The 21,111-nt window shown below is 44.8% G+C and carries 24 protein-coding genes; 6 read left to right on the forward strand and 18 right to left on the reverse strand.

All coding sequences use genetic code 11. The features are described from left to right. Nucleotides 1-127 precede the first annotated feature (127 nt). The 11 genes from IPO96_00595 to IPO96_00645 form a co-directional block, all read right to left on the reverse strand. The gene (locus tag IPO96_00595) at nucleotides 128-1,375 is read right to left on the reverse strand and encodes a prolyl-tRNA synthetase (protein ID QQS65045.1); all 1,248 of its coding nucleotides are present in this window, start codon (nucleotides 1,373-1,375) and stop codon (nucleotides 128-130) included. 12 nt (nucleotides 1,376-1,387) lie between these two features. Continuing rightward, entirely contained in the window at nucleotides 1,388-2,179 is a 792-nt protein-coding gene (locus IPO96_00600) for a CPBP family intramembrane metalloprotease (GenBank protein QQS65046.1), read from the reverse strand. Beyond that, the gene (locus IPO96_00605) at nucleotides 2,179-3,318 is read right to left on the reverse strand and encodes a site-2 protease family protein (GenBank protein QQS65047.1); all 1,140 of its coding nucleotides are present in this window, start codon (nucleotides 3,316-3,318) and stop codon (nucleotides 2,179-2,181) included. Before IPO96_00605 ends, IPO96_00600 begins: the two co-directional genes overlap by 1 nt. Before the next feature lie 37 nt (nucleotides 3,319-3,355). Next, entirely contained in the window at nucleotides 3,356-3,604 is a 249-nt protein-coding gene (locus IPO96_00610) for a hypothetical protein (protein ID QQS65048.1), read from the reverse strand. Beyond that, nucleotides 3,594-3,872, reverse strand: coding sequence for a type II toxin-antitoxin system prevent-host-death family antitoxin (locus IPO96_00615; GenBank protein QQS65049.1), 279 nt, complete (start codon nucleotides 3,870-3,872; stop codon nucleotides 3,594-3,596). The genes IPO96_00610 and IPO96_00615 overlap by 11 nt, the downstream gene beginning before the upstream one ends. A gap of 86 nt (nucleotides 3,873-3,958) precedes the next feature. Beyond that, nucleotides 3,959-4,522 (reverse strand): ribosome recycling factor, encoded by a 564-nt coding sequence (gene frr, locus IPO96_00620; GenBank protein QQS65050.1) that lies wholly within the window; start codon nucleotides 4,520-4,522, stop codon nucleotides 3,959-3,961. 39 nt (nucleotides 4,523-4,561) lie between these two features. Beyond that, on the reverse strand, nucleotides 4,562-5,320 hold the full coding sequence (locus IPO96_00625; protein QQS65051.1) for a hypothetical protein: 759 nt from the start codon (nucleotides 5,318-5,320) through the stop codon (nucleotides 4,562-4,564). Further along, on the reverse strand, nucleotides 5,304-5,519 hold the full coding sequence (locus IPO96_00630) for a hypothetical protein (GenBank protein ID QQS65052.1): 216 nt from the start codon (nucleotides 5,517-5,519) through the stop codon (nucleotides 5,304-5,306). Before IPO96_00630 ends, IPO96_00625 begins: the two co-directional genes overlap by 17 nt. 3 nt (nucleotides 5,520-5,522) lie before the next feature. Continuing rightward, the gene (locus IPO96_00635) at nucleotides 5,523-6,119 is read right to left on the reverse strand and encodes an elongation factor Ts (GenBank protein QQS65053.1); all 597 of its coding nucleotides are present in this window, start codon (nucleotides 6,117-6,119) and stop codon (nucleotides 5,523-5,525) included. Between the two features lie 84 nt (nucleotides 6,120-6,203). Next, on the reverse strand, nucleotides 6,204-6,953 hold the full coding sequence (rpsB, locus tag IPO96_00640; protein QQS65054.1) for a 30S ribosomal protein S2: 750 nt from the start codon (nucleotides 6,951-6,953) through the stop codon (nucleotides 6,204-6,206). Between the two features lie 131 nt (nucleotides 6,954-7,084). Beyond that, a complete protein-coding gene (locus IPO96_00645) occupies nucleotides 7,085-8,845 on the reverse strand; it encodes an ABC transporter ATP-binding protein (protein QQS65055.1) in 1,761 nt (586 codons plus the stop codon). 84 nt (nucleotides 8,846-8,929) lie between these two features. On the opposite strand from IPO96_00645, the gene IPO96_00650 reads away from it, so the two are divergent. From IPO96_00650 to IPO96_00670, 5 genes are all read left to right on the forward strand, one after another. Beyond that, nucleotides 8,930-9,268: a type B 50S ribosomal protein L31 gene (locus IPO96_00650; GenBank protein ID QQS65056.1), complete on the forward strand. Its 339-nt coding sequence runs from the start codon at nucleotides 8,930-8,932 to the stop codon at nucleotides 9,266-9,268. Nucleotides 9,269-9,295: 27 nt separating this feature from the next. Beyond that, nucleotides 9,296-9,649, forward strand: a complete 354-nt coding sequence (locus IPO96_00655) for a four helix bundle protein (protein QQS65057.1) — start codon at nucleotides 9,296-9,298, stop codon at nucleotides 9,647-9,649. 7 nt (nucleotides 9,650-9,656) lie between these two features. Continuing rightward, on the forward strand, nucleotides 9,657-10,709 hold the full coding sequence (prfA, locus tag IPO96_00660; protein QQS65058.1) for a peptide chain release factor 1: 1,053 nt from the start codon (nucleotides 9,657-9,659) through the stop codon (nucleotides 10,707-10,709). A 308-nt stretch (nucleotides 10,710-11,017) separates the two neighbouring features. Further along, nucleotides 11,018-11,866, forward strand: a complete 849-nt coding sequence (prmC, locus tag IPO96_00665; GenBank protein QQS65059.1) for a peptide chain release factor N(5)-glutamine methyltransferase — start codon at nucleotides 11,018-11,020, stop codon at nucleotides 11,864-11,866. A gap of 24 nt (nucleotides 11,867-11,890) precedes the next feature. Next, the gene (locus IPO96_00670) at nucleotides 11,891-12,493 is read left to right on the forward strand and encodes a hypothetical protein (GenBank protein QQS65060.1); all 603 of its coding nucleotides are present in this window, start codon (nucleotides 11,891-11,893) and stop codon (nucleotides 12,491-12,493) included. Nucleotides 12,494-12,811: 318 nt separating this feature from the next. Here the strand turns inward: IPO96_00670 and IPO96_00675 are convergent, their stop codons facing one another. From IPO96_00675 to IPO96_00685, 3 genes are read right to left on the reverse strand one after another with little or no spacing between them, the layout of a single operon-like run. Continuing rightward, a complete protein-coding gene (locus tag IPO96_00675) occupies nucleotides 12,812-13,984 on the reverse strand; it encodes a trypsin-like peptidase domain-containing protein (GenBank protein ID QQS65061.1) in 1,173 nt (390 codons plus the stop codon). Nucleotides 13,985-14,020: 36 nt separating this feature from the next. Then, the gene (locus IPO96_00680; protein QQS65062.1) at nucleotides 14,021-14,773 is read right to left on the reverse strand and encodes a hypothetical protein; all 753 of its coding nucleotides are present in this window, start codon (nucleotides 14,771-14,773) and stop codon (nucleotides 14,021-14,023) included. Next, the gene (locus IPO96_00685) at nucleotides 14,748-16,370 is read right to left on the reverse strand and encodes an LCP family protein (protein QQS65063.1); all 1,623 of its coding nucleotides are present in this window, start codon (nucleotides 16,368-16,370) and stop codon (nucleotides 14,748-14,750) included. Before IPO96_00685 ends, IPO96_00680 begins: the two co-directional genes overlap by 26 nt. A gap of 87 nt (nucleotides 16,371-16,457) precedes the next feature. Between IPO96_00685 and lepB the strand changes: the two genes are divergently transcribed. Then, on the forward strand, nucleotides 16,458-17,117 hold the full coding sequence (lepB, locus tag IPO96_00690) for a signal peptidase I (GenBank protein QQS65064.1): 660 nt from the start codon (nucleotides 16,458-16,460) through the stop codon (nucleotides 17,115-17,117). Between the two features lie 64 nt (nucleotides 17,118-17,181). Here the strand turns inward: lepB and IPO96_00695 are convergent, their stop codons facing one another. From IPO96_00695 to IPO96_00710, 4 genes are read right to left on the reverse strand one after another with little or no spacing between them, the layout of a single operon-like run. Further along, the gene (locus IPO96_00695) at nucleotides 17,182-18,942 is read right to left on the reverse strand and encodes a PcfJ domain-containing protein (GenBank protein ID QQS65065.1); all 1,761 of its coding nucleotides are present in this window, start codon (nucleotides 18,940-18,942) and stop codon (nucleotides 17,182-17,184) included. A gap of 33 nt (nucleotides 18,943-18,975) precedes the next feature. After that, entirely contained in the window at nucleotides 18,976-19,437 is a 462-nt protein-coding gene (locus IPO96_00700; protein ID QQS65066.1) for a hypothetical protein, read from the reverse strand. Nucleotides 19,438-19,494: 57 nt separating this feature from the next. After that, nucleotides 19,495-20,334 (reverse strand): ParB/RepB/Spo0J family partition protein, encoded by an 840-nt coding sequence (locus IPO96_00705; protein QQS65067.1) that lies wholly within the window; start codon nucleotides 20,332-20,334, stop codon nucleotides 19,495-19,497. Then, nucleotides 20,331-21,086 carry a ParA family protein gene (locus tag IPO96_00710; GenBank protein QQS65068.1) on the reverse strand — a complete coding sequence of 252 codons (756 nt, stop codon included), beginning with the start codon at nucleotides 21,084-21,086 and terminating at the stop codon, nucleotides 20,331-20,333. The genes IPO96_00705 and IPO96_00710 overlap by 4 nt, the downstream gene beginning before the upstream one ends. Nucleotides 21,087-21,111: the final 25 nt, after the last annotated feature.

A 21,111-nucleotide genomic window follows, 5' to 3' on the forward strand; every position in this document is an offset into this window, starting at 1 on the left:
AAAATATCCTTTTTAGGTTACTAGATTTATCTACCGTCGCTTGTTGGTTTTTGCCTGAACTTACTGGAGTTTCCTCCGCACATAACGCCCAACTAGTCTTTACTATACCAAGCTTAAAAGGACTTGGCTAGACTTTTATCGCCGCTACTAAATCTTCAATTTTGACCATTTGTATGTCTGAGCTTGTTCTCTCTTTTAGCTCAACCGAACCCCCCGACAGTGTACGTTCGCTAATTACAACTCTGAAAGGGATGCCCAGCAAGTCGGCGTCAGCGAATTTTTCACCAGGGCGTTCATCTCTATCATCATAAAGCACCTCAATACCAGCATCTTCTAAATTATGATAGATTTCTTCGGCGGCTTTTGAGACCGATTCTGCTTGCCCTACCGTTGCAAGATAGACCCTAAAAGGCGCTACTTCTGCTGGCCAAACAATGCCTTTTTCATCTGCAAATTTCTCAACAATCACTCCCATAACTCTAGTAATACCTATACCGTAACTACCAATATAGAGCGATTTTCTGGTACCACTTGAATCGGTATAAAACAGTTCCATTTCATCCGTTTTCTGAGTACCAAAATTAAAAATATTGCCGACCTCGGCTGTTTTTATAGGCTCTAACTCTTGCCGGTTTATCCCGAGCTCTTTGATGGCTTCGTCGATAACCTCTTCATTGACTGCGATATTCTTCTCTCGATGAAGATAAATAACATCTTCGCCAGCACCACAGATAGTCTGGAATTCGTGGCTAAACTTAGTGAACGCGCCGCCACTAGCGAAGGTCACATAAGTATCGCCGCCAAGCCCTAATCTTTCGTAGACCCTTTTATAAGCTTCGATAGTTTGATTGTAGTAATCGTCCAAATCTTCTGCAGATTCATGAAAACTGTACATGTCTTTCATGACAAACTCACGACCACGCATAATGCCGCTTTTGGCTCTCAGTTCATTGCGTAGTTTGGTTTGGAACTGATATAAGCTTGCAGGCAAATCTTTGTAGCTATGTATGTGCTGCTTCATCATTTCCACAATTGGTTCCTCGTGACTCCAGCCCAGACCAAGCTCTATGCCGTCTTGCATTTTGGTTTTGAACCAAACATCGACCACTTTATCATCCCAGCGGCCAGTTTTCTCCCATATTTCTCTGCGTTGCAGACTACTCATAATGACTTCTTGGCTACGAACTTTGTTCATTTCCTCGCGGACAACTTGCTTGATCTTTTCTATTACTCTAAGTCCCAGCGGTAAATAATCGTAGACTCCGGCCATTTCCTTAAAAACATAGCCTGCTCGAATTAATAATTGGGCATTCTTTGCGACTTCGTCGGCTGGCGCCGTTTTGGAAGTGCGAGTAAATAATTCACTTCGTCTCATATAAGTGTTATTTTACTTTACGAGAAAGAGAAACACAAAGGCTAGCGAGTTCTTTAGAGCGTGTAGCATAATCGGGGCTGTTATAGTCCCAGTTCTTTTATACAGCTTAATCAAGAAGACAGACAGAATCGCCGTGTCAATCCCGGCCGCCCAGTTGAGCGGCTTTCCGCCAATAAACTCTAGATGAGCCGCTCCAAAAAGTAAGGTAGTTATAGTTGCGGCAATTAGATAGCCAACGTACCGATTTAGCCCCTTAAAAAGCAGACCTCTAAACATTAGCTCCTCACCGATTGGCACAGCCACACATAGCGCAAGAAAAACAATTGATAATTGCCAGCCTGCCGCATTCTTAAATCCTATGTCTTGCTCCATTTCGGTATCAACTCTGGGTAGAGTCTGGCTTATTAGTAACATTGCGGCCCACGAAACCAGTAGATAAAGGAGAAAAACTTTTACTACTTTCCACAATAGCGATAACGTAGGTTTCTGAAGATTAAAAACAGTTTTTAGCTTACGATCATAGAATTGCACCATAACCCAGACACCTGCAACAACTAATGCTTCAATCATTAGTACGAGAACAAACTGCGTCAGTATAGAATCAGTTAGTAGATTTTCAATTTTTGCAGCGTCAAACCCACCGGCAGCACTTAGAAATATTCCTAACAATATCATTGCCAGAAACTGTGCACCTACAAATATCGCAGCGCTACCAGTTACAACTTTTAATGACTCAGTTAGCTTTTTAAGTAGTGAGAAAGTACCCTGCTGCGGATTCTTTTTTTTAGAGGTTGTGATAGACATTAGTAAAACCGTTTTACGTCGACAATAGTTATAAGAATGAACAATAACATAAGGATTGCAAAACCAGTACCATGAATTCTCTCTTCGGTCTCTTTACTCAGAGGTCTTTTGGCGTAACGAAACAGCATCATCACAAATAACCTACCACCATCGAGCGCCGGTATCGGCAGCACGTTCATAATCGCCAGCGTCAGAGAGATTACGGCAATGATCACTAGCAAAAAGTTTATTCCCAGCCTACTGCCCTCTTGAAGAATCTTAAAAATTCCTAACGGTCCTGAAACTTGCTCGCTAGCCGTTGTCGTGTCTCCTTTGACCAGACTACTTAGCGCCCTTCCTATACCCTTAAAAGTCTCCTTGGTGATCTGGTAACTCAAAACCACACCTTGGATCGGCGCGCTCCAAGTGCTACGAGTCTGCGTAAACTCGCTTGGTAAAACTCCCATGAATCCTTTGGGGTTATCGGTGCTATTGCTAGCTTCAACTTCTTCATTGGAGCGCAAATTTACGCTTGCGGTTTTTATAGTTCGATCACGTTCGTATTCGACAGTTATAGTTTTGCCGGCATTACTGCTAGTAGCGGCTCTCAGGCCATCGGCAGAACTAAAAAGTTTGCAGGTCTGGGCCTCCGAACAATCATCGCTGCTGTATCTTAGCAGCCTATCTCCAACCCTTAAGCCCGCGCTGCTAGCCGGGCTGTCGGGCTCAATATAACCGACATACACGTCATTTCGAACAATTTTTGTGTCCGATTTTATACTAAATTGATGTGGGATTAACTTCGGTAACCCCGTCATCGCTAGCAAGGTAAAGAGGCTAATCGCAACCACTAAATTCATTACCACGCCGGCCAGCATAATCCGAATCTTATCGGCATCACTTGCCGCGCCGAAACTCCCCTTACTGCGGTCGGCATCGTGCTCGCCTTTGAGTTTTACAAAACCGCCTAGTGGCAACAAATTAACACTCAAAAGCATGCCGCTTTTGAGTTTTTTGCCCCAAATTCGTGGTGGAAAGCCTAGACCAAATTCTTCAACATCAACTCCACTAGAACGAGCGGCTTTGTAGTGTCCCCACTCGTGCACCAACACCAAACAGATGAAAAGCACCAACCCCAAAATGATTAGAAACAATGACATTAGCTACAGTATACATTAGCTAACTCGCTGATTGTAGCTAAAAATTACGATACGTTTGATCGTCTCGTCTGGAGAGCTCTAAAATAATGACAGTGCCTGTTGTTTTCTTGCTAAAAATAATTCGAATTTGGCCTTTTCGAACTCTATAAATATCTTTGTGGCCTTTTAAAGGTTTTACGTCAAGATTGTCCAACTGATCATTACGAATGTCTAGAAGCAAAGACTCGAAAAGTTCAAATTCTTTGCGGGATAGTTTATTTAGAAACTTTTCGATCTTATCGGCCATACTTATCAGGATTATCTCGCTTGACCTTTTCCATAGCACCCAATATATCTTTGATCTCCACACCTTCGTGGTTGACCTTGGTAAAATCTATTACTGTTTGCCAGACTTCTTCCTCGACAGGCACAATACGAAAAACTGCTTCGCTTTTTCGCCGCACCAAATAACTTTGGCCACTTCGAACTGCCTCAACAACCTCGTCTGCATTTAGCCTTAGCTGTCTTAAGCCTATTTCTCGTACTTTTTTTGGGTTAGATTCAATAATTTTCATATCCTAAGTTTAACAAATGTTTAACAAATCTGTCAAATTACTAGTTTATCTTACTTTAGAATTTAGGATTTAGTACTTAGAATTTACTAAAGTGTCATTATTTCTTGCTCTCTGGCTTTGGCTACCGACTCAATTTCGGCTTTGACCTTTGCCATAGCTTCGTCGATCTGCTTTTCTAGTCGGGCTACGTCATCTTTACTTGCAAGCTTATCTTTTTCGGCTTGAGTAATTTTACTCCTAGCTTCGTGTCGGGCGTTGCGCATAGCAATCATGCTCTCCTCAAGCTTTTCATGGAGCTGCTTAACGATTTGGGCGCGGCGTTCAGTTGTGAGCGGCGGTATCTGCAGGCGTATCACATGACCATCGTCCGAGGGGTTCAAGCCCAGACTCTGGTTGTCACGAATTGCTTGAGAGATGGCACTCAGGTTACTTGGGTCAAAAGGAGAAATTTGAATCAGCTGAGCCTCAGGAGTAGTAATAGTAGCCAGCTGAACCAGTGGCATTGGCGTGCCGTAGGCTAGCGCAGTGACACCCTCAACCATGCTCGGGTGGGCCCGGCCAGTACGAAGCTTCTTGGCCTCGTCCTCAAAACGTTCACGAGCTTTGTCGAACTCTTTTTTGGCTGTTTCTAGATAAGAATTTGGGTTCATTGATTCTCCCTTTAGTTTTACTAACTCATTATACGCCTTTTAGAGCGTGAATTTGGTACCGATTTGGCCTTTTTCGGCTTCGGCTAATGCATAGGGTTCTTCGGCAGAGGCCACGTAAAGCGCCTTTTGCGGAGCATCAAGAAAGAGCCTTGCAGCTTCGAGCTTGGTTGTCATACCGCCTACGGCTTGCGGATCATTAGTTGGTTGGCAAACATCCTCCACCCCAACAAAGTTCGCTAAACTTATGTCTTTGATCCGAGTCTGATTGCTTGGATAATCGCTAAAAACCGCCCCCGCAGTACCAAGCAAATGGACACTTCCGGCGCCCACCGCTAATCCAACTCTTGCAGCAAGCTGGTCATTGTCGCCCAACTTTATCTCATCTGCCGCAACAGAGTCGTTTTCGTTGACGATAGGCACTATACCCTGCTTTATCATGCCCAGTAACACGCCTTTTACCATGGGATCGTTTCTCTTGCTACCCACTTTTAGCTCCTGCGGTGTGACCAAAACTTGACCAACACGTCTGCCAAATAAGGTAAAGGCTTTTGCCCATTCGGCCATCAGCAGCGGCTGGCCGACGCTAGCCTGAACTTGCGAACCGTGCACGTCGGCTCGATCAATTGACTGCCCCAAAGCTACTGCCCCGAAAGCAATCGCTCCGGACGAAACCAGAATATGCGTTTTGCCAAGGTTCTGATCATCAAAAATCTGCGCGGCAATGGATTCAAAGATTTGCAGCCTGGGCTTTTCACCGTTATGCAGACTACTAGAACCAAGTTTAATTACTTTTAGCATGATTATTGTTTTGATTAGCCTGTAGCACAAGCGAGCCTACTGCGCCAATGAACGGCCTACCCAAATCAACCTTAGGTAAGTGCGCTCTTTTTGCCGCTTCTGGGTCGTGTTCCCACGTATACCTGACATACCCTCGCCAGACTTCATCTGGGTTACGCAAAGGCACGTCCATAGTAAATCCTGGCCTAAAACTAGACATAATTTATGCAACTTCGCCTAACTGCAAACGACTAAAACGACGCACAACAATGTTTTCACCGAGCTGAGCATTGGCTTCTTTAACAACATCACCAACCGTAATATCGGGGTTTTTGACAAATGGTTGGTCAAGAAGACAACGCTCTGCATAATGCTTTTTGAGCATTCCCTCGACAATCATGTCAGCCTTGTCGGCTGGCTTGCCTTCAGTAATTACCTTTTCCTTAAACTCATGCGCTTGCTTTGCGCGCTCTTCGGCTGGCACATCGTCTATACTCACGTACATCGGTGCACTGGCAGCGATATGGAGGCAAATGTCTTTTACAAGGTCGGTGAACTTTTCGTTGCGGGCAACAAAGTCTGTTTCACAGTTTACTTCTGCGAGCACCCCAATGCGGTTGTCGTGAACGTAGCTGCCGATCAAGCCAGCACGTGCTTCACGCTCACCGCGCTTTTCGGCTTTGGTCATGCCTTTTTTGCGCATTGCTTCTAGAGCTTTGTCGAAATCACCGCCAGCTTCGGTTAGCGCCTGCTTTGCATCAGTTAAACCGACACCTGTTAGTTCTTTTAGTCTTTTGATTGTATCGATATCTACAGCCATAAAAAATCCTTTCAGTAAATTTTAGTTGTTGGTAGATAGAAGATGGTAGATGGTAGCTCTCAACTACCAAATACTAACTACTGCCTACTCTTTTGTTTCTTCCGCTTTGGCTTGCTTGTCCGCAGAAACTTCGTCGGAGTTTTTGGCGGATGCGCCCTGTCCTGCTTCTATAGCTTTTTTGACTTCGTCAAGTATAAGTTTAACGGCCTTTAGCGAGTCGTCGTTGCATGGAATTGGGTACTTTATATCTGAAGGATCGGTGTTGGTATCAACTAGGGCCACGACAGGTATATTTAGTTTGTTCGCTTCAGCAACTGCATTTTTGTCGGCTAGAATGTCGAGCACAAAAACTACCCCCACTCTTGCAGCCATGTGTTTCACACCAAGATAAAGCTCGTTCATGGCGTCGATTTCCTCTTGGAAACGCTGTACTTCAAGCTTGTTGTATTTGTTTGCAAGCTCACCGCTCTCCATGCGTGCCTCTAGATCTTTGAGGTGCTTGACGCGTGCATTCATGGTATTGGCGTTAGTCAGCATGCCGCCCAACCAACGATTGGTAACATATGGCATTTTGGTAGACTGCGCAACCTCAAGTAGCGACTCTTGCATCTGCTTTTTGGTTGAGACTAGCAGCACCTGTTTACCGCTTGCAACTTCTTTTTCGATGAAGGCTAACGCCTCATCGAGCATTGGCACAGTCTTAGCAAGGTCAATAATATGAACTCCGCCACGCTTACTGTGAATATATTGTGCCATTTTAGGGTGCCAACGGCTAGTTTTGTGGCCAAAATGTGCGCCGGCCTCAAATAGCGCTTTTATATCGACGTCTGACATCGTTATAAATCCTTTCTCTTCGGTTCGGTACTAGCCCGCTAAAAGCCTACATGACTCAAAGCAGGAGGATTAGTATTTACCGCCCTGTTTAGTTTATTACTAGGTTATTGTAACAGATAAAACCTAGTACTTCAATACTCTTTGTGCAACTTTTGGCGGTTCCAAAGCTTGGCGTAAAGCCCGTTTTTCGTAAGCAAAGCTTCATGACTGCCTTCTTCTATAATCCTACCTTTGTCAACCACTATGATGCGGTCCATGTGAGAAAGTGTACTCAAACGGTGGGCCACTACAATGGCTGTTTTACCCTTAAATATTTCAACAAATGAGTCCTTTATAATCTGCTCACTCTCACTATCGAGCGCGCTGGTGGCTTCGTCAAAAACGACAATTGGTGTATTTTGTAGTACAGCGCGCGCGATCGCTACACGCTGCTTCTGGCCGCCGCTAAGTTTTACTCCTCTCTCGCCAACTACACTTTGATAACCCAGTGGTAGCACGTCTATGAACTCTGCGGCGTGCGCAGCTTTAGCAGCCTTTTTGACTTTATCCACCGAGGCATCAGGCTGACCGATCAAGATATTGTTGAGAATTGTATCGTGAAAAAGTAGCGGTTCTTGAGCCACGTAAGCAACTTGCGAGCGTAGATCTTTTTGGAGCAAACTCCGAACATCAAAGCCATCAATCAAAACACTGCCTTCTTGCACATCTTCAAAGCGCATGAGTAGCTTTGTTAGTGTACTTTTGCCAGCACCACTTATACCAACAACACCCAACTTTTCTCCACGCTTTATTTTGAGATTGAATTTATCAAAAACCTTCGCAGCACCAGGCTCATAGGCAAAAGTCACATCAGAGAAGTCAATATCTCCTTTTATCCGCCCTACTGTTGCCGGTTCCGCCGGGTCGGTAACTGTGCTTTTATAAGAGTATACCTCAAGCGCTGGCAAAATTTTGTCTACATAATCATCATGTTCTTCTACTTTGTCCGACAATTCATAAATAGCTGTCATAATCGACAAGCTGTAAGCCGCCATCAACACAGCTTCGGCCACACCGATCGCCCCACTTTTCATTCGTGAAACGGTGAGAAGAAATGTCAACAGAAAGAACACAACCGTTATACCTTCACGTATTAGAGCTAGTTTGGCCTGCTTGATATAACGAGTTGTAAATAGTTTAGTTTCACGCTGCAACTTGACTTTCAAATCTTCCGACTTGGAGTCTTCCTGCGCTGTTGAACGTACCGCCAAGATATTAGAAATAGTGTCTGAAATGAAGCCAGAGCCTAGCCTGTATTGTTCACGTGACTCGCTACGTAGACTAGATAAGGCATTAGAAGCCCAAAACAAGTAGACTATCTGAACGCCAGCAAGGATAGCGGTCGCCAAACCCAGTGGAATATCATAGTAAGCTATAACCCCCACCGGCATGACGATAGCCATGACGGCGTTGATATATTTATCTCGCAAACTCCTCTCAAGATTCAAGGTATTATCAGAAAATTGCCTGACAGAAGTCGTAAGGTAGCCTGCCATGTTGTCGTTAAAAAACTTCATGTCAGTCGACAGCAGTTTGGCGAAGTAGTCCTTTACGGCAGATGCATATATTCGGTTTTCGTCTCTCAGTGACAAAAACTTGGTTGCAGGGTTAAGAAGCCCAAGCAGTGCAGAAAAGATTGCATACATAAAGCTAAACTTAACTGCGGCCGCAAAATCATACCGCGACAAGTGATAGACAATGCGACTAACCATAATTGGGAGCATTATCAGTTTACAAACCCTACTCAACATCAAAGTCAGATACGAAGCACGGACTTTCCAACTCTGACCATAAGTAGACCACAGCAAGCCGTAAACAAGCCGATAATCAGCTAGTGCTTTCTTTTTTCCCATTGAATTCATTATACTAAGATGACTGCATAAAAACTAACTCCTTGACTAAGAAGTTAGGCTCATGTATAGTTATTGTTAAGTTTTATGAAAAAAGATATCCACCCGACCAATTATCAGTTTGTTGTTTTCGAAGATTTGAACGACGGCACGCGCTTTTTGACACGCGCATGTGTTGCCAGTGAGGAAACAACTAAATGGGAAGATGGCAACACCTACCCATTAGTTAAAGTGCACATTTCAAGCTCTTCTCACCCATTCTTCACTGGTCAAGAGAAGCTAATCGACATCGAAGGCCGCGTTGACAAGTTTGAAGCTCGCCGCAAAGCCGCCGAAGAAGCCCGCAAAGCCGCTGCCGCTCGTGTCAGCAAGGCAGATAAAAAAGCTGCGAAAGCCGAAAAAGACGAATCCAAGAAAATAGGTTAGAGGTTATAGGTTAGAGGTTATAGATAAATGCCTATAACTTCTTACGAGCAACTTACCGTATGGCAAAAGTCTTTCGAACTAGTGAGACAAGTGTATGTTTTGACAGAAAAGCTGCCTAAACACGAGCAGTTTGGGTTATCTAACCAGATTCGACGTTGTGCAGTTTCGATACCAAGTAATATAGCTGAAGGACAACAAAGACATAGCCGAAAAGAGTATCTGCAGTTTCTGGCAATAGCAAGAGGCTCGGCTGCAGAACTGGATACCCAACTACTACTTATTGAGAGTATCTACGGTTTAGATTGCGAAAAAGAACTAAGCTTACTAGACGAAGTACAAAGAATGCTTACTGTATTAACAAATAAACTTAGCGCTTTATAATATACTTATGGATAAACACGGCAAACTAAAAGAAGAACTATCGCAAATCGACTTACAATTAAGCGATAGCTCTATATACTCGTCGCCTAAATACCCTGCACTCGCTAGAAGAAAAAGTGAAATAGAGAAGCTAAATGAGCTTTTTGAGCAACAAGCGAAACTATCTAGAGATCTCAAAGAAGCTGAAGTATTAGCAAATGGTACTGATGAACTTGCCGAACTAGCTAAGGAAGAAGTTAAATCTATAACCTCTAACCTCTCCACTATAACCTCGAGTCTGGAGGAGGCTTTGCTTCCCAAAGACCCGAATGATAACAAAGACTGCATTATTGAAATTCGGGCTGGCGCTGGTGGTGACGAGTCAAGCCTTTTCGGAGCTGAGCTATACAAAATGTATGCACGCTACGCCGAGACTCACTCCCTCAAAATCGAGCTTTTAAGCGAAAGCCCAAGTGAAGTCGGCGGTTTCAAAGAAATAATCTTTGCCGTCCGCGGCGACAGCGCATATGGCCTGCTCAAATATGAGGCCGGCGTGCACCGTGTACAACGCGTCCCTGCTACAGAAAGTCAGGGCCGGATTCATACCTCGACTGTCACTGTTGCCGTACTGCCTGAAGCCGAAGAAACAGACATCGAAATCAGCCCGAACGACCTGCGCATAGATGTCTACCGCAGTAGTGGTAATGGCGGCCAAAGCGTCAACACTACCGACTCGGCGGTACGTATTACTCATTTACCAAGTGGAGTGGTTGTAACCTGCCAAGATGAAAAGTCCCAGATCAAAAACAAGCTAAAAGCTATGGGCGTGCTCCGCTCGCGCCTACTTCAGGCCAAAATTGACGCTGAAAACGCTAAGCTCAGCGCTGAACGGAAAGCGCTCATTGGCTCTGGCGATCGTAGCGAAAAAATCCGCACCTACAACTTCCCTCAAGACCGCATTACTGACCACCGAATTGGCTACTCGCGCTCTAACATCCCAGCAGCACTTGCTGGGCAGATCGAAGACCTCTTTGAAGAGCTCAAAAAAGCCGAACTCTCCTTGCTAAAAACCGAAGTTTAAACGTTTTAGAACTTGTCTCATGTGTTACTTATACGATGTAACATCGTAGTTTTTGCGAATATTTACAACATAGCAACTGAGATTAGATACCTAGTCAGTAAGACAGCAAAAAAAAGCACCTATCATAAAGGTGCCTCCAAAAAATCACCTGTACTTAAACAAATGTTTATTAGATTGTACTACTTAGCCAGTACTACCAGTTTGCGTTTCTGTACGGTCCCATGCATTTATGATATCAACCTAGCTGATATATTCAAAATTGTATACCATTTTTAGTTAGTTTGGCCGTTGTTGAGTACAATACTTCTATGACTATTAAAAGATGGATTTTAGATAGTACTCTATTATTAAGCCCCTACTCCGCTACCGCAAGATTAGACTGCGAGGTATTGCTAGCGCACGTTTTAGACAAAGATAGAGTTTGGCTGCTGGCTCACCCAGAGCACGTTCTTCAAGGACAGTCCCTGAAAAGAGTAGATCGGTATTTGCAGCGCCGTAAATCTCAGGAACCGATCGCTTACATAATCGGCCACAGTGAATTTTATGGGCGTGAGTTTGAGGTTTCGGCTGATACTCTGCAGCCGCGCCCGGAAACAGAGACCATGGTTGAGCTTCTTCTCGACACAATAAACAGTAAACAGTTGTCGGTAAACAGTATTGTTGATGTTGGCACTGGATCTGGCGCAATTATTATCTCTGCATTCCTAGAGCTCTCTATCAACCATAAACTATCAACTATCAACTTCCATGCTACCGACATCAGCCCAGCTGCTTTAGAAATCGCCCGTCAAAACGCTAAGAGGTACGATGCTGATATCAAATTCTATCAAGGAGATTTACTAGGTCCCCTACTATCTACTATCTACCATCTACCATCTGCCATAATTCTGGCTAATCTGCCCTATGTGCCAGACAGCCACACAATCAATCAAGCCGCCATGCACGAACCAAAACACGCTATTTTCGGCGGCACTGATGGCCTCGATTTGTATAGAACTATGTTCGACCAACTATCAACTATCAACTATCAACTATCAACTATCCTGTTTACAGAATCTTTACCTCCGCAGCATAAAGAATTAGCTCGGATTGCCGAACAAGCTGGCTTCAAGCAAATTGCCGAACAAGACTTTATCCAAGTTTTCGAAAAAAAGTAATACTTTTTGTGTATAATTGCAATAATGAATGTCGGGATTAGTAAAACTCAACGTACTGAGCTGGACACGATGTCTAGCCCAGAAGTATTAGGCAGATATTTTGAAAGTCTTCAGCAAGTAGCACGGCAAGGAGAAGCCATACGCGAAGAGGTAACAGACGGAGAAATCGAAGGAGCGTACACAGCTGGGTGGTCTTTAGGCAATCTACGCTTTATTGAGGGCAAAGACCCTATCGAATCGGCCGATTTAGACCCAGTTACTATAACTAATGCCAAGTTTTTCAGAGCTCAGACTAGACTAGAAAGTTATATTAACAACCGTTTTTTGGGCAGTATGGTGCAAGTAATACCACTCGATCAAGAAATTGTAGCAGCAAGAGCACCCTGGGGGACACTGTCTGTTGTGCCACACTTTCTGAGGGGTGGTGAGACGAGACTTAATCATGCAAGATTACTAGCATTTGGGACTTCATCAAATGGCCGAACGGTGTTGTCTGTTGTAACAAGACGAGGCTTACCTTCTATTACCCACTATATGAACATCGTTGGACCTGACGGTCCCAAAATCAGCATTAGTGTTAGAGATGACAAAAAACGCATGTCAGCAAAATCTATATCCAGACTTTAGTATGTAACTTACTGAAACTTAGCCCCCTTCTTCGAACTCCTGAGGAGTTGAGTGCCAAATAGACAATCAGAATGATGGGAGTGTTTTAATACCCCACGAAATATCATTTCGTGGGGGCCACTATTAAAGCTTAATCAAGAAAAATATTATTGTGTATTTTTCTTGTCAAGCAAGTTGCCCGAATATTGTCTTATTTGACTACGAAAGCATCAAGAGTTTGAAGCGGGGGTCGTTTCTTTCGTCTATTTCTTTGCGACAAAAGAAATGGACTCGACAAAGCCAGGCGAAGCCGGGTGGCGAAACAAGGTGAAAAAGTGACTAATTGCTTGGGGCGGCTTCGAGAGTAACAGTAATAGTTTGCTCTTTGCCGTCTCGTAAAATTGTCAGATCAACTTTGTCGCCGACTGATTTACTGCCCAAAATACTCACCAGACTCCTCTTGGGAGTAATTGCTTCACCTGCAATTTTGGTGATGATGTCTTTTTCTTGAAGGCCTGCTTTTTCTGCGGGGCTGCCCGACACAATCGAGGCTGAGTTTCGGCTCGGAATAATGTAAGCACCCTCCTGAACGGGTAAATTATATGTGTAGGCCAGATCTGCGGTGATCGAAGCGTAGCGCACACCAAGATACGGCCGCTCAAGCTTACCCTTATCGAGAACTGTTTTAATCAACGGCTGAATATCATCAATCGGAATTGCGAACCCTATATTCTCTGCCCCGCCGCCGGCAACAGCGGTATTGATCCCAATAACTTCACCTTTTAGATTAACCAAAGGCCCGCCAGAGTTGCCCTGATTGATAGATGCATCTGTCTGAAAAAGATTTAGTAAGGTTTCGGTCTGTGCGCTGCCACTGCTATCGCCAGCCTGGATAGAGCGTCCAAAACCCGAAATAATGCCGCTAGTAACCGTGTTCTGAAATTGGCCGAGAGCGTTACCGATTGCTACCACACGGTCGCCAACTTTTACATCGGCTGATTTGCCTAGAGCCGCCGGCTTCAGCTCTTTACCTTTGGCATCTTTGATCTTCAGAAACGCTACGTCCAGAGGATCGGTTGCATTGGTTCTGCCCAAGACTTCAACCTGATCTAGTTCGGTTCCATCTGACAAAGTAATGCTGACCTTATCGTTAGCATTAGGTACCACATGACGGTTAGTGATGACCACACCTTCTTTGGTTAGGATAAGGCCGGTGCCCGCACTCTCCTGCTCAAAACTCTGAGTTCCAAAAAAGACACTGTTTTGAGTAGCGGTACCAGTCACATTGATAGAGACGACGCTATCACCCATATTTTTACTAATCTGACTGATAAGGTCGCCTTCGCTATTGATGACTTCTCGTTGCACCTGGGTGTTGCTTGCCTGCTGGACTTTAGTGTTATTAGCTAACAGTCCGCCGCCAAAACCAGCCAGTACAGCTAGCGCTAGCATTCCGAATCGTGATATTTCTAATGTTTTTTTTGATGAAGATAAGCTCTGCTCTGGTTTCATTATTGCCTTTCTGCTTTTTTACCCATATTTTTAGCTTCAAAGTACTATGTTGTCGGAGCGACCTGAAAACATAATTATTACAAAAGCCAATGCGCATATTGTAATCACAACTTGCCTTAAAACATGCTTAGAAAGTGCTGACTTGTGATCCAGATAGTATAGTGTGGCCGTACCATAGCCCATCACTGAGATTAGTAAGACTGGCTGAGCGATGGTGCCAAAATAAATCAGCCAATGTGTCGACAACCAGACAATCGCAGCCGTCACGTAACCCCAAGTATATGCAATCATTCGCGACATGTTCTCGTCAAACGAGCTCAAAAAATGCCTAGCTGCAAGAACGCAAATTAGAGCAGTAGCCGCAACCAAAAACAGCACACTGTGTTCACCCCAAATATGAAAAACTGTATAAAGTGAAATGGTTTGGCCGATCAGTGCCTGCATTGATACCCAGACCAGACTAGAGCGCGGTTTAATAACTACTAACCATATGACGTAGAGCGCCGCCAGTAACAAATGGGACAACATGGAGTTGGTTGATGACATCAAAAGTACTACCGATAGCCCAACAGAGATATCTATTGAGTTACTTCTAAGGTGCGCTGGCCAATAGCGTGCTCGAACTGCAAATATTCGCCACTTGCTTAATAAGATAACTGCTACCGAGAGCTCGGTAAAGCCGACACGAGCCAAAATATATAGTATTGCTGGTAGCAAAATCAATCCAACGCTATGAACTAGACGTCCAAAACCCCTTTGAGGTTTAATTAGCCTGCCGATTTGCTTCATTCTTACCGATTATTATAACAAAATCTGCATCCAGAGGGTTAATGTTTGGATCAGTCAGGTCTGTCCGACCCACTACCTGCATACGTCTTTCCAAGTAGCTTAGAGTATACTTCATAGCGCCGTTTGTACGGTCGATGACAAAGTTATTGACATAATCCTGGGTTGGCGCATTGCCAACACTAAGCACATTGTAGCCGTAAGATTTTAATTCTGTAGCCGTTTTACTCGCCAAGCCGACTGTTGTCGTACCATTTAAAATGAGTATTTTAGCGTTTTCATTCTTTAGGTATGCATCTTTGAGAGCATTGTTTCGGACATAACTTTGAATTTGACTGTAATCAAAGGTCCCGGCTTTAGGATAGACAACGGATTGGTCGCCTACTATGCCCGTTGTTAGCAGGACGTTTGGTTCGTCAACTAAACTGACTGATGCGATCTTGTCTGAGCTAATCTGTTTAGCAATTTCATACATCCGGCCTATCTCGTCAGTACCTATATCGGTACGCACATTACCGCTGAATGTTGCCAGCAATTGTTGCAGCTTATAAGGGTTTGAGTAGGTCCCGCTGCTTAATATTTTATCTTTTAGGGCGATTAGAATCTCGCGCTGACGCTCCGAACGACCAAAATCAGAGCGAGCATCGCAATGGCGACAACGAGCATATCCAAGCGCACGCAAACCGTTAAACTGTTGCTGCCCGGTACCGACGTTCAGAAAATAAGGTTTGCCGTTTAGTAGCATCTGTTCGCTGACAGCCTGCTTAACGTCAATTGTTATGCCGCCAACGGTGTCTATAGCTTTTTGGAAAGCAGTAAAATCTACCATAACATGGTAATGAATCGGCACTCCAAGTACCGCTTCGACACGATTAGAAATAGCCTCAGTTCCGGCTTGCTCGGCTGCCTCTTTATCTTTAGGATTATTATTTAGTGCCCGTTCTTTAGCGAAGGCGTATACTGCATTAATTTTGGTCGCGGAACCGTTGTCTTTAACCCAAAGATCGCGAGGAAGACTCAAAATAGCTGCTTCATTCTGGACAGGGTCAATACTGGCCAACAGAATCGTGTCTGTCAGATCGGGGCCATCCTCTTGCGTCGGCCCTCCTTTGCCTAGAATCAAAACATTTACGCGGCCATCGCCCTCGCCCTTAAGCCTTGCAGGGTCGGGATTTTTCTGAAGGGCTACAGCACCTTCTGCATTACCACGAAAAACATTTTTCACTTTGAAATAAACATAGCCTAAGCCGCCACCTGCTAGAAGTATTAATACCAAAAAACTGACCATTGCCCGCTTTAAAGTAAATCGCCGTTTTCTTTTGACCAGTTGTTCTTTTTTGTTGCGACGAAAAAGCCGCTTTTTAGGACGCGGCTCTTTAAAATTTTCTAGCGGAATGTTTTCATCGAAGCTGGAGGCATTTTGCTTCTGATTATTGGTTAAAAAGCCCTCCGTACGATCAAACGAAGGATCAGAACTAGAACGATCCTTAAGGTAGCTGCGATTAAAACGCTTCGTCGGCTGACGATTTGCAGAACTAAAGCCGTCAATTGACCCAGAAGCTACGCGACCAGGCCGTTTTTTTGGTCTGAAATTATCCATTTATGTAAGTAATATTATAGCTGTTTTAAGCTAACGAAACCAAATTATTTCCGTTTATCAGAGTCTTTGGAGTATAGTAATAAGTCAATGGATCAGCAAAACATACACAGTACGCCACAGATGACACCAGTTGTTAATGGTCAAACGCAGCCACCTGCTAGTAACAAAACTAGCCGCGAGGGTAAGAAAAATATTATTTCGACGGTTCTGGCACTTGTACTGGCACCGCTCTTGGCCGTTTTCTTAACATCTTACGTTTTTCATTCCTATGAAGTTTTTGGCCCAAGCATGCAACCAACACTTGAACAAGGTGATCGATTAATAGTACTAAAAGCTCCCCGTACGTGGGCTAAGATTACCGGTAAGCAGTTTATGCCGAAGCGCGGCCAAATTGTAGTTTTTGACAAACCCGACCTGCTTATTGGTGGAGAGCACGGTAAACAATTAATCAAGAGAGTGATTGGTTTGCCAGGCGATCGAGTTGTTGTCGCTGGTGGTAAGATTACTGTTTATAACAACGATCACCCAGAGGGTTATGACGTAGATAAAGACACTGATTACGGAGATAAAATTCCAGAAACTGAAGGTAATGACGACCGTATAATACCTGAGGGCGAAGTCTATGTAAGTGGAGATAATCGCCAAAACTCGCTAGATTCACGCTCGTTTGGTTCAATCAAAACCAGCTACATCGTTGGGACCGCCGAGTATCGCCTTTTTCCTTTCAGCAAGCACCGTAGCTTCTAGCAGCTATTATAATCATTTTTCTACGATGACTACTTTGATTGTACGGTTCTGCCTCTTGCAAGCCTTAACGAGACGCTAAAAATACCTTGTTTGAATCAAGTGACCTATTTAAGACTTCGGCTGAGGTGAGCCTAGCGAAGTTGGCATAGCCGCCGATGTGAGCTAGGTTAGTTAGACCTTCGGCTGAGGTGAGCCTATCGAAGTAGGCATCGCCGCCGATGTGAGCTAGGTTAGTTAGACCTTCGGCTGAGGTGAGCCTATCGAAGTAGGCATCGCCGCCGATGTGAGCTAGGTTAGTTAGACCTTCGGCTGAGGTGAGCCTAGCGAAGTTGGCATAGCCGCCGATGTGAGCTAGGTTAGTTAGACCTTCGGCTGAGGTGAGCCTAGCGAAGTTGGCATAGCCGCCGATATGAGCTAGGTTAGTTAGACCTTCGGCTGAGGTGAGCCTATCGAAGTTGGCATAGCTGCCGATGTGAGCTAGGTTTGTTAGACCTTCGGCTGAGGTGAGCCTATCGAAGTAGGCATCGCCGCCGATGTGAGCTAGGTTAGTTAGACCTTCGGCTGAGGTGAGCCTATCGAAGTTGGCATCGCCGCCGATGTGAGCTAGGTTAGTTAGACCTTCGGCTGAGTTGAGCCTAGCGAAGTTGGCATAGCCGTTTATCGTTCTAACTCCTTCAAGTATTAGAGCAAGAAGCTCGTTACTATTACCAAAGTAATTAACATCTACATTTGAATTATTGATTATGTCTGCTAAATTACTTGGCCGACTAGATAGATCGTATTCGTCACTGAAACTAAGGCTGCCAAACAATACGTCTGACGCATCGAGATTTGCTAGCTTTTCCAGTTCGACCAGCTGACCCTGCCGCGTGAGTAACGTGTTTTCTGGTAGTTTAATATCCAGCACTTTAGGAGGCTTTTCATCTCTCGCAAGCTTGCTCATTAGTACCCCCAGACCAGCAAAAACCTCCTCCCAATTTTGGCCACCAACAACCACAGCTTTATTGTCGCTAGTCTTGATCTGCTTTATGCTGTGGCTTGCAACGACATATTCGATAGAATAGTGCTGACTAGAAGCATCAGCCTGATTTACTCGTATCGAGAAGAACCTTGCTTTGCCAACTTCAAGAGCTTTAGAGTAGGAGGTAGACGTACCGATACAGTGACCGGTTACAACCGACTCTTGGGCTAAATGTTCTTTAGTAGTAAGCTCTACAAGACTGAATGAGTCACTTTCGTGGATTAAGCTAGGTTCGGCACCTTCGGCGTTGGCGGCATTGCGCCTAGCTTCGGCAATCCTTTGCTCGGTTACCGCATTGTGGCGTGCTATAAGCTTGCCTATGCCACCGTTATTTTTGGCTGCTTTCGGAGCAGTGGCTGGGGCGATGCAACCTAAAGTTTCAGAACTCAGCTCAGTCAAAGGAACTTTGAACCACTCAACTACGCTTGCTCGTTTTTTGGCGATGCTCTTGCTGGTGGCAGCAGGATTGCTTACATAGGCTAGTAGCCCTTCGATTATGGAGTCGGCTATAGTTGAAGAATCGGCTACATCCTCATTTGCCTGACTACCGTCAAGGACTGATTCGATAAAGTACTGCGCAATTTTATGAGCTAGCAGCCTTCTACGCTCACCTTTTGTTTCTCCGTTATTATCTGAGCCTAGGAACTCACCAACATATGTCATATTGCGCTGCGCAGTGTACTCTACGAGTTGGTCGCGCTCAGCCAGTGTCCCAACTACTTCATCTGTAAGTTTTTCAACCGAACCTAGGAATGCTAACTGCTCAGGGGTCAAAGCTTCGATTGATGGCAATATGGATGTCATGGTCATTGCTTAATCACTGGCTCCGAAGTAAAATTAGTACACTCCCAGTCGAGGGTTAGCTCCGGGCGAGTCCTTGCAGCTCGATAAGATCAGAGTTGCTGTGTGGTATCGTAGATCATCTGTAAGTGGCTGCAAGAATACTAGTGATGACACAGCCATTCCAGCCCCTACCGATATGCATGCTGACGACACTACCTTTCGCTGGTGATCAATAATTTCACCAAGGTTCCCTTCGTAGTTCGGAAAAAAATGTACAGCGTCATTATCTACAAAAGCTCTTGGAGTATGGGGTGGGTGCTGCACACTATTGCCATGCATTCTCTCAAAAATACTTGGCTCGAGTGAGCCTAAAAACGGAAGTTCTACGATTTCACAAGGGTTACCTAAAACCAGCCCAAAAAGACGCCCTGCAATCTCAGCCTCATTACTACTTGGACCATAAAGCTTAGAAATCTCAACTCTGTCCAGAGTCTGGTTTGGAATAATAGCAAACATATATAATATTATACTTCATTATAGGTAAAATGTAAATTAAATTATCCTGATAGAACGCTACCGTAGGAGCATCCTTTTGAGCTTGGCTAGTTCGGCATCATTTTTGTATGCAATGGCTACTATCCCACCGCGTTTTTTGGCTTCTACGCTTACCTTGTAGCCTAGTTTTTTACTCAATTCATTGTCAATGCGGTTCTTTGAAATACGCGAAGGTTTAGTTTTGTGTTCAGCCGCAAACTTTTCTGCCTGCCTGACTGTCCAGCCGCCTTTAAGTATTAGACTTAGCAGCTCTTCCTGTGATTTGACGTTGCTGTCTAGCGACAATATGGCGCGGGCGTGCCCTTCGCTAATTTTGCCATCTTGCAGAGCTTTGATAGCAGCCTTGGGTAAGTTTAGCAGCCTAACCAAGTTATAGACCGTAGTCTCTGCCTTACCCAGCCTTTTGGCTATTTCTTTATGATCGACGTTAAACTCGCTTTTTAGACGATTGATCGACAAAGCCTGCTCGAACGGCGACAAATCAACTCGCTGGACATTCTCGATCAGGGCTATCTCTAGCCTCTCTAGCTCTTTGAGAGTACGCACAATTGCTGGTAGCTCGCTAAGCCCCAGTTTTTGTGCAGCTCTCCAACGTCGCTCACCTGCAACAATTTGGTATTTGCCATTGTCGCTGCTGACTACTATAAGTGGCTGTAAAATGCCGTGCCGCTCAATTGAAGCCGCGAGACCAGCCAGCTCTACTTCATCGATTTGCCGGCGCGGCTGTCTGGGGTCGGGCGTAACATCTTGAATTAGAATTTGCCTGACTCTAGACTTGTCTTCGTCGCTTAGCACGCTCGCCAGGTCACCGCCAAAAAGCGCATCTATGCCACGGCCTAGACCTCTGTTTTCACTCATTTTAACCTCTCCAAAATTTCTTTACTTAAAGATTTGTAGGCGCGTGCGCCCTTGCTCCATTTGTCGTGTTCTAAGATAGAACGACCAAAACTTGGCGCTTCGGCGAGTCTTACATTGCGCGGAATTCTGGTTTTGAAAACTTTGCCGCCAAAATGCTTTTCGACTTCGGCCACAACCTGTTCAGCTAAACTGGTACGGTTGTCATACATTGTTAGTACGACTCCTAGTAGTTTCAAATCTGCGTTTGAGCTGGCCTTTACTCTTTGGATAACGCTGACAAGCTGGCTTAAGCCCTCAAGAGCGTAGAACTCTGTCTGAACTGGTACCAACACTTCACTAGCAGCGGTCAGGGCATTGATCGTCAGTATCCCTAGTGAAGGCGGACAATCGATTAGCACAACGTCGAAAGCTGAGCTTGCAAGCAGCTTTTTGAGCTGCCCTACTCTGTTACTTGAGCCTGCTAGCTCTAGCTCTAAGGCAGCGAGATCAGAACTCGAAGGCAGTAAGTAAACTCCGTCTTGACTAGTCTCATAAATAGAGCTCGAAAGCTCGCTTTTGCCGCTTAGGCAGGTATATAGATTGGCCTCGACTTTGGAGCGATCAACACCCAAACCACTCGTTGCGTTGCCCTGCGGATCAAGATCAACAACCAAGACTCTCCGACCAGATTTGGCGGCGTAAGCTGCAACATTAATAGTAGTAGTAGTTTTGCCTACCCCGCCCTTCTGATTTAGTACTGCAACAATAGCCACTTTTGTTTTCCCTCTTATCTAATAT

It is taken from the genome of Candidatus Saccharibacteria bacterium, assembly GCA_016700315.1.
Taxonomy (GTDB): domain Bacteria; phylum Patescibacteriota; class Saccharimonadia; order Saccharimonadales; family SZUA-47.